The following is a 7,750-nucleotide window of genomic DNA, read 5'->3' as shown; positions in this document are numbered from 1 at the left end:
ACGCATGACGGTCAGGAGTTCCCGATCGAGGCCATTCTGCGTTCGGTTCCGTGGCGTGGCGGCAAGGCGCTGATGCTGGTCGTGCGCCGTTCCGGCGACGACGAGGCAGCAGCCATTCTGCATAGTACCGCCGACGACCAGACGCAGCCGGACACTTCCGAGCTCAAGGCACGCATCGCCGAGATGCGCACCATCATCGACACCGCGACCGACGGCGTCGTGCTGATCAGCCGAGACGGAACGATCCGCTCGATCAGCCGCCCGGCCGAAGCGCTTTTCGGTTTCGACAGCGACGAGGTGAGCGGCAAGCCCTTCGTCTCGCTGTTCGCGATCGAAAGCCAGCGCGCCGCGCGAGACTATCTCGACGGATTGTCCGAGCCCGGCGTGGCGAGCGTGCTCAACGACGGCCGCGAGGTGATTGGACGCGAGGCGCAGGGGCGCTTCATTCCGCTGTTCATGACCATCGGCAGCCTGCCCAACGATAGCGGCTTCTGCGCGGTGGTGCGCGACATCACCCAATGGAAGCGGGCCGAAGAGGATCTGACCCAGGCACGCGCCGTGGCCGAGCGCGCCTCCTCGCAAAAGACCGACTTCCTCGCCCGCATCAGCCACGAGATCCGCACGCCGCTCAATGCTATCATCGGGTTTTCCGAGCTGATGGTCGACGAGAAATTCGGGCCGGTCGCCAATGACCGTTACCGCGACTATCTACGCGACATTAACCGGTCGGGTAATCATGTGCTCGACTTGGTCAACGATCTGCTCGACATTTCGAAAATCGAGGCCGGCCAGCAGGAGATGGCATATGAGGCGGTGTCACTTAACGACACGCTGTCCGAGACGGTGGCGATGATGCAGCCGCAAGCCAACCGCGAACGTGTCATCATCCGCTCCAGCTTCGCCTCTCGGCTGCCGGAAGTGGTGGCCGATCTGCGCAGCGTGCGCCAGATCGCACTGAACATCCTGTCGAATGCCATTCGCTACACGCAGGCCGGCGGCCAGGTGATCGTATCGACAGCTTACGAGATCTCCGGCGACGTGGTCATGCGCGTGCGCGACACCGGTATCGGCATGAGCCAGTCCGAGATCGAGCAGGCGCTCAAGCCGTTCAAGCAGATCAACGCGCTGAAGCGCGGGCGCGGCGACGGTACCGGTCTCGGGCTGCCGCTGACCAAGGCCATGGTCGAGGCGAACCGGGCCCGGTTCACCATCAACTCGACGCCCGGAGAGGGCACCCTGGTCGAAGTCGCTTTCCCGTCGACCCGCGTGCTCGCGGATTAGAGCGGCGGACTGTCAGTCGTCCGTGTCTCTATCTTTTTTGTTTGAGCATCGGATTTCCCAAAACCGGTCCCCACTTTTGGGTCCGATGCTCTATCTTTTTTGTTTGAGCATCGGATTTTCCCAAAACCGGTCCCCACTTTTGGGTCCGATGCTCCAAAAGAAAAGGCGTCCACAGGACGCCTTGAATGATTGGATTGCTGTTACACGGGGCTTGAGCGAATTCAGATCCTCTGGAGAGGAACGGGATTTCTCCCTCAAGTTACGCACGACTATCGATGCCGGCCCTTAACAAAACCTTACCGGCTCCGCGAAAAATTTACCAATGTGTACCACTCATGAATTCTAGGTAAATTCGAGCGAGATATTTCGTTAACCATGCTCGGCCGGGCCTATTAAGTCGCATGGCACCGCCGGCCTGTTTGCTCAGTCGGCCAGTTCCGGCAGGTCGCGGAACAGCTCGAGCGCTTCGGGATTGGCCAGCGCCTCCTTGTTCTTGACGGCGCGGCCATGCACCACGTCGCGCACCGCAAGCTCGGTGATCTTGCCCGATTTGGTGCGTGGAATGTCGGCGACCGCGACGATTTTAGCCGGCACGTGGCGGGGGCTCGCGCCGCTGCGGATTTTCGCGCGGATGCGTTTTTCCAGCTCCGCGTCGAGTTGCATCCCCTCAGCCAGCCGCACGAACAGCACAACCCGCACGTCGTTGTCGAAATCCTGGCCGATGCACAGTGCCTCCAAGATTTCCGGCATCTGCTCGACCTGGTTGTAGATCTCCGCCGTGCCGATCCGCACCCCGCCCGGGTTGAGCGTCGCGTCGGAGCGGCCATGGATGATCAGGCCGCCATGAGCGGTCCATTCGGCGAAGTCCCCGTGGCACCAGACATTGTCGAAGCGCTCGAAATAGGCTGCGTGGTATTTCTTGCCTTCGGGATCGTTCCAGAAGCCGATCGGCATCGCCGGAAACGCCTTGGTGCAGACGAGCTCACCCTTTTCCTGCCTGAGCGTGTGGCCGTCGTCGTCCCAGACATCGACGGCGAGGCCGAGGCCAGGCCCCTGTATCTCTCCGGTCCATACCGGTTCGGTCGGTACGCCGAGCACGAAGCAGGAGACGATATCGGTGCCGCCGGAAATCGAGGCGAGATGCACGTCCTTCTTGATGCCGTCATAGACGAAGCGGAAGTCCTCGGGCGACAGTGGCGAGCCGGTGGAGGAGATCGTGCGCACGCTCGAAAGATTATGCGTTTTGATCGGTCTGAGGCCGGCCTTGCGCACGGAATCGATGAATTTGGCCGAGGTGCCGAAATAGGTCATCTTCTCGGCGTCGGCGAAGTCGAACAGCACGTTGCCGTCGGGATAGAAGGGCGACCCGTCATAAAGCAGAAGGGTTGCGCCCGACGCCAGGCCGGACACCAGCCAGTTCCACATCATCCAGCCGCAAGTGGTGAAATAAAAGAAGCGGTCGCCGTCGAGCAGGCCGGCGTGGAGCCGTTCTTCCTTGACATGCTGGATCAGCGTACCGCCGGCCGAATGGACGATGCATTTGGGAATGCCGGTCGTTCCGGAAGAAAACAGGATGTACAGCGGATGCGCGAACGGTAACCGTTCGAAGGTGACGGGCTTGGTGGCAAAGGATGAGAGCGCCTCGTCCAGCGCAGTCGCCTTCTCGATGGTCGCCGCCACATCGGCCGACGTGCCGAGATAGTCGACGATCAGGATCTTGCGGACGGTGACGAGCTTTGCCGCAACGGCCGCGATCTTGTCGGCGACCTCGATCGCCTTGCCATTGTACCAGTAACCGTCGGGCACGATGAAGACGACAGGCTCGATCTGCCCGAACCGGTCCAGCACGCCCTGTTCGCCGAAATCGGGAGAGCAGGACGACCAGACGGCGCCGATCGAGGCTGTCGCCAGCATTGCCGCGACGGTCTCCGGCATGTTGGGCATCATGGCGGCGATACGGTCGCCCTTTTTCACCCCAAGCGACAGGAAAAGCTGCTGCAGCCGCGAGGTCAGCGCATGCAGCTCATTCCAGGAAAGCCGGCGCTCGACCTTGTCCTCGCCGCGAAAGACGATGGCGTCACCGAGTCCGGTTTTCTTCAACAGATTCTCGGCGAAGTTCAGCTTCGCGTCGGGAAAAAACGCGGCGCCGGGCATTTTCTCGCCATCGACAAGCACGCGTTCGCCGCCACCGGCGCCCTTGTCGCCCACGATCCCGCAAAAGTTCCAGACCAGGCTCCAGAATGCCTCGCGATCGTCGATCGACCAACGGTGTAGTTCGGCATAGGAGGAAAAAACCTTGCCGGTTGCGGCCGCGGCGGCCTGCATGAAGGCAGTCATCGGCGCCGCGTCGACCTGGTCTTTCGTCGGTGCCCAGAGCGGTGCGTCGCCAGCCATGATCGTTCCTCCTTAAAACACGTCACGTTTGAAGAGTTCACGCGACGCGCTTTAGACTTTTGTTTTATGTATGTCGTTATCCCAAAAGGTTGCGCATTTTGGCGACAGGCATTGGGATCGCTTATGCATATCGCGTCGCAGCAGAGCAAGATTTTGTTCGGCCGCGCGACGCGGATGTGCGCAAATGCCATCGCCGGGCCATAAAGACTTGAAATGCGTCAGCCCTAAGTCGTAGTGACGACTGGGATTACACCTGTCGGGCGATTTTTGGTCGGAACGGAAGCATACGGGCGACATGTCATCACCTTTGATCCGGCGCGGAATATGGGCGATCGGCGTTGCCGTGCTCGTCATCGCGCTGGCCGTTGCCGCCCTTCCGCTCGTCGCCTCGACCCGCATCGTGCGCGACCGCATCGCCTGGGAAATGAGTGCATGGAGCGGTTTCAGGGTCACCATCGACGGCGCCCCGCGGATCGAGGTCTGGCCGAATTTCCGGGCCATCCTGACCGACGTGACGCTTTCGCAATGGACAGAAACCGACGCCCCGCCGGTGATCGAGGCCGAACGGGTCGAGGTCAATCTCTCCGCCATGGCGGCGTTGCGCGGCGATGTGGTGTTCTCGACGGCGCGGCTGATCCGGCCGACGATCAGGGTTCAACGCGCAGCACATGGGCTTTTCCTGCCCGCCCTGCCCTCAGGCGGGCGCATCACCCGTTCCATCGACATCGCCCGCGCCGTGGTCAGCGCCAATCCAGCCAAGCCGGACCTGAGCAAGCTGCCGGCTGATCCGTTCGGCACCGTAGAGTTCAGGAACGGCCGCGTGGTGACCTCCGTCGATGGTAAGGACGCTGAGATACTGAGCAGCCTGAGCGGACAGGCGAACTGGGCCGCCATGAACAGCAATGCGACGCTGTCGGCGACCGGGATCTGGCGTGGCGAAAGCATCGCCGTGGATGCCGCATCGTCGAACCCGCTGGTGCTGTTTGGGGGCGGTGCGGCGCCGATGACGCTTTCCTTCAAGGCGGCCCCTGCCAGTTTTTCCTTCGACGGCGTGGCCAGCATGTCCGAGAATGCCTATTTCGACGGCCAGGCGAAATTTGCCGCACCCTCGCTCAGGCGCGTGCTCGAATGGTCGCGGGCCGGCATCGCGCCGGGCGCGGCAATCGGCTCGGTTTCCGTTTCCAGCAAGGTCACGGCGACCTCGGGCCGCATTAAATTCGAAAACACCGAGATCGCTCTGGACGACAATCCGGGAATGGGTGCGCTGGACTTCTCCTTTGGCGAGGCGCGGCCGGTGATCGCCGGTACGCTCGCCTTCGAGACGCTCGACTTGCGGTCGTTTCTCTCCGCCTTCACCCCCCTGGCGCCTGCGGACGGCGCTGGTCCAGGCGAAATCGACATAAGCGTCGCCGACCGGATCGATCTCGATCTCAGACTGTCGGCAGCGCAGGCCACTGCAGGCGCCATCCAGCTTGCCGACGTCGCCGCCGCCGCCCAGGTCAAGAACGGTCTTGCCGTCTTCGATATTTCCGATGCATCGGCCTTTGGCGGCAACATCCAGAGCAGTCTTCGTTTCGACCGCAAGCCGGGAGGCACGCAGGTCGAGATCAGGCTGCTCGCCTCCGACATCGATGGTGGGGCTTTTGGCACCGCAGCCGGAATGACGCGACTGGTGCCGATCGGCACGGGAACCATTTCGGTCATCCTCAAGGGGCCGGGCAGAACCTGGGATTCCATTTTCGAGAACGCCGACGGCTCGGTTTCGGCGAAATTCGGCCAGGGCGCGTTGAGCCGGTTCAATTTGCCGGTGTTTCTCAAACACAACGAACAGGGCGGGTTCTTCGCGCTCGACGATGTCTCCGACGGAACGCTGCCGATCGACGGGGCCGAACTCAAGGCGAGCATTTCGAACGGTGTGGCGAAGATCGACAAGGCCGAAGCGAATTCGGCGAAGTACAAGATCTGGCTTTCCGGCATCGCCTCCTATGCCGGGCGCGGGCTGGCGCTGTCCGGCGGCATCATTCAGGCGGACCAGCCAGCCACGCAGACAAATAACCAGGGTCCCAACCAGTCTTCGTTCTTCGTCGGCGGAACGTGGAGCACGCCGTTCGTTTCGCCGATAAGCCGCGGGGTTTCCGGAGAGTAGGCAACGAGCGTATTGCCGCCCCCCTTTCGTCACCCACGCTGTGCGGCCTGCTCATCGCGCTGGCGCTGCACCTCGCGACGCTTGTTGGCGAGCGAAGCGATGATGACGCCGACCGCCACGACCGCGATCAGGATGGTGCAGGCGGCGTTGATCTCCGGCGTCACACCGAGACGAACCTGGCTGTAGATCTTCATCGGCAGCGTGGTGGCGCCGGGCCCTGAGGTGAAGCTGGCGATGACCAGATCGTCGAGCGACAATGTGAACGCCAGCATCCAGCCAGACACGATCGCCGGCATGATGACCGGCAGCGTGATCTGGAAGAAGGTCTTCACCGGCGGCGCGCCAAGATCCATCGCGGCCTCTTCCAGCGAGCGGTCGAACGTGATCAGGCGCGACTGCACGACGACCGCGACGAAGCACATGGTCAGGGTGATGTGGGCAAGCGTGACGGTGAGAAAGCCGCGGTCGAGACCGACGGCGACGAAGAGCAGCAGCAGCGACAGGCCGGTGATGACTTCCGGCATGACCAAGGGCGCAAAGACCATGCCGGAAAACAGCATCCGGCCCTTGAAGCGCGTGTAGCGCGTCAGGGTGAGAGCCGCCAGCGTGCCGAGCACGGTCGCCACGGTGGCCGAGATGACGGCGACGCGAGCCGTTACCCAGGTGGCGTCCATGAGGCCCTGGTTGTGGAACAGCGAGACGTACCATTTGGTCGAGAAGCCGCCCCAGACGGTGACCAATTTCGACTCGTTGAAGGAGAAGACGACGAGCAGGACAATCGGCAGGTAAAGAAAGGCAAAGCCCAGCACGATCGAAGTGATGTTGAAGCGGCTCCAGGTCGGGTTCATTTGTCCTGCTCCTGGGCGCGGGCCTGGGCCCGCTGGAAGAGCATGATCGGCACGATCAGCAGCAACAGCAGGATGACGGCGACGGCCGACGACACCGGCCAGTCGCGATTGGCGAAGAACTCGTTCCACAGCGTCTTGCCGATCATCAGGGTCTGCGATCCGCCGAGCAGGTCGGGAATGACGAACTCGCCAACGGCGGGAATAAACACCAGAAGGCAACCGGCGATGACGCCGGGCAGCGACAGCGGAAAGGTGATCTTCCAGAAGGCGCTGGTCGGCGGGCAACCGAGATCCTTGGCCGCCTCGATCAGCGAATAGTCCATTTTCTCGAGGGCGGAATAAAGCGGCAGCACCATGAACGGCAGATAGGAATAGACGATGCCGATGAAGATTGCCGTGTAGGTGTTGAGGATGATCAGCGGCTGGCTGATGACGCCGGTGGCGAGCAGCAGCTGGTTGAGCAGCCCCTCGGGCTTGAGGATGCCGATCCAGGCGTAGACGCGGATCAGGAACGAGGTCCAGAACGGCAGGATCACCAGCATCAGCAAGGTCGGGCGCAGCATCGCCGGCGCACGGGCCATGCCATAGGCGATCGGGTAGCCGACAAGCAATGTCAGCACCGTTGAAATGGCGGCGACGACGACGCTCGTCACATAGGCGTTGATGTAGAGCGCGTCCTGCGTCAGCCATGTGTAGTTATCGATGCTGAGCTGTTTCAGCTGAGCGAAAAAACCGGAAAGCCCATCGCCGAAGCCAAGTACCGGCGCGTAGGGCGGTATGGCGATCGCCGTCTGCGACAGCGAAATCTTGAAGACGATGACGAACGGAATCAGGAAGAAGAAGACCAGCCACAGATAGGGGATGATGATGACAAGGCGGCCAACGACGGCCTCTCCCAGTCTGGCCAGGGCGGATTTGCCCGCATCGGCGGCCCGAGAGCTCGTTGCAGCGGTGACAGCGGCATTCGACATGACCGCCCCTATCGCGTCAGCACGACGCCGGCGTCCGGCCTGAACGACACCCAGGCACGGTCGTTCCAGCTCAGCGGATCCTCGGCGAGGCGGGCCGCGTTCATCGTGCT

General features: G+C 62.2%; 5 protein-coding genes. 2 read left to right on the top strand and 3 right to left on the bottom strand.

Annotated features, from left to right (window positions below):
- Positions 1-1,281, top strand: a 1,281-nt coding sequence (locus tag EOA86_RS14050) for a histidine kinase dimerization/phospho-acceptor domain-containing protein (RefSeq protein ID WP_128342193.1), incomplete at its 5' end; no start/stop codon positions are given.
- A gap of 423 nt (positions 1,282-1,704) precedes the next feature.
- Here EOA86_RS14050 and EOA86_RS14045 read toward each other — a convergent pair.
- Positions 1,705-3,675 (bottom strand): acetoacetate--CoA ligase, encoded by a 1,971-nt coding sequence (locus tag EOA86_RS14045; protein WP_128342191.1) that lies wholly within the window; start codon positions 3,673-3,675, stop codon positions 1,705-1,707.
- Positions 3,676-3,970: 295 nt separating this feature from the next.
- Between EOA86_RS14045 and EOA86_RS14040 the strand changes: the two genes are divergently transcribed.
- Positions 3,971-5,821, top strand: coding sequence for an AsmA family protein (locus EOA86_RS14040; protein WP_127210513.1), 1,851 nt, complete (start codon positions 3,971-3,973; stop codon positions 5,819-5,821).
- 29 nt (positions 5,822-5,850) lie between these two features.
- Here EOA86_RS14040 and EOA86_RS14035 read toward each other — a convergent pair whose 3' ends face one another.
- Both EOA86_RS14035 and EOA86_RS14030 read right to left on the bottom strand, forming a co-directional pair.
- Entirely contained in the window at positions 5,851-6,669 is an 819-nt protein-coding gene (locus EOA86_RS14035; protein ID WP_065010779.1) for an ABC transporter permease subunit, read from the bottom strand.
- On the bottom strand, positions 6,666-7,640 hold the full coding sequence (locus EOA86_RS14030; RefSeq protein ID WP_095519031.1) for an ABC transporter permease subunit: 975 nt from the start codon (positions 7,638-7,640) through the stop codon (positions 6,666-6,668). The genes EOA86_RS14035 and EOA86_RS14030 overlap by 4 nt, the downstream gene beginning before the upstream one ends.
- Positions 7,641-7,750 lie beyond the last annotated feature (110 nt).

Origin of the sequence: Mesorhizobium sp. M5C.F.Ca.IN.020.32.2.1 (genome assembly GCF_004023105.1) — a bacterium.
GTDB classification, from domain to species: domain Bacteria; phylum Pseudomonadota; class Alphaproteobacteria; order Rhizobiales; family Rhizobiaceae; genus Mesorhizobium; species Mesorhizobium wenxiniae.
The sequence above is the reverse complement of the archived record's forward strand: the minus strand, read 5'-3'. Positions and strand labels throughout refer to the sequence as shown.

What these genes read in the sequence shown, in the direction of transcription:
- EOA86_RS14045 (WP_128342191.1), bottom strand. Translation starts at nt 3,675, where the DNA reads ATGGCTGGCGACGCACCGCTCTGGGCACCGACGAAAGACCAGGTCGAC.
- EOA86_RS14040 (WP_127210513.1), top strand. Translation starts at nt 3,971, where the DNA reads ATGTCATCACCTTTGATCCGGCGCGGAATATGGGCGATCGGCGTTGCC.
- EOA86_RS14035 (WP_065010779.1), bottom strand. Translation starts at nt 6,669, where the DNA reads ATGAACCCGACCTGGAGCCGCTTCAACATCACTTCGATCGTGCTGGGC.
- EOA86_RS14030 (WP_095519031.1), bottom strand. Translation starts at nt 7,640, where the DNA reads ATGTCGAATGCCGCTGTCACCGCTGCAACGAGCTCTCGGGCCGCCGAT.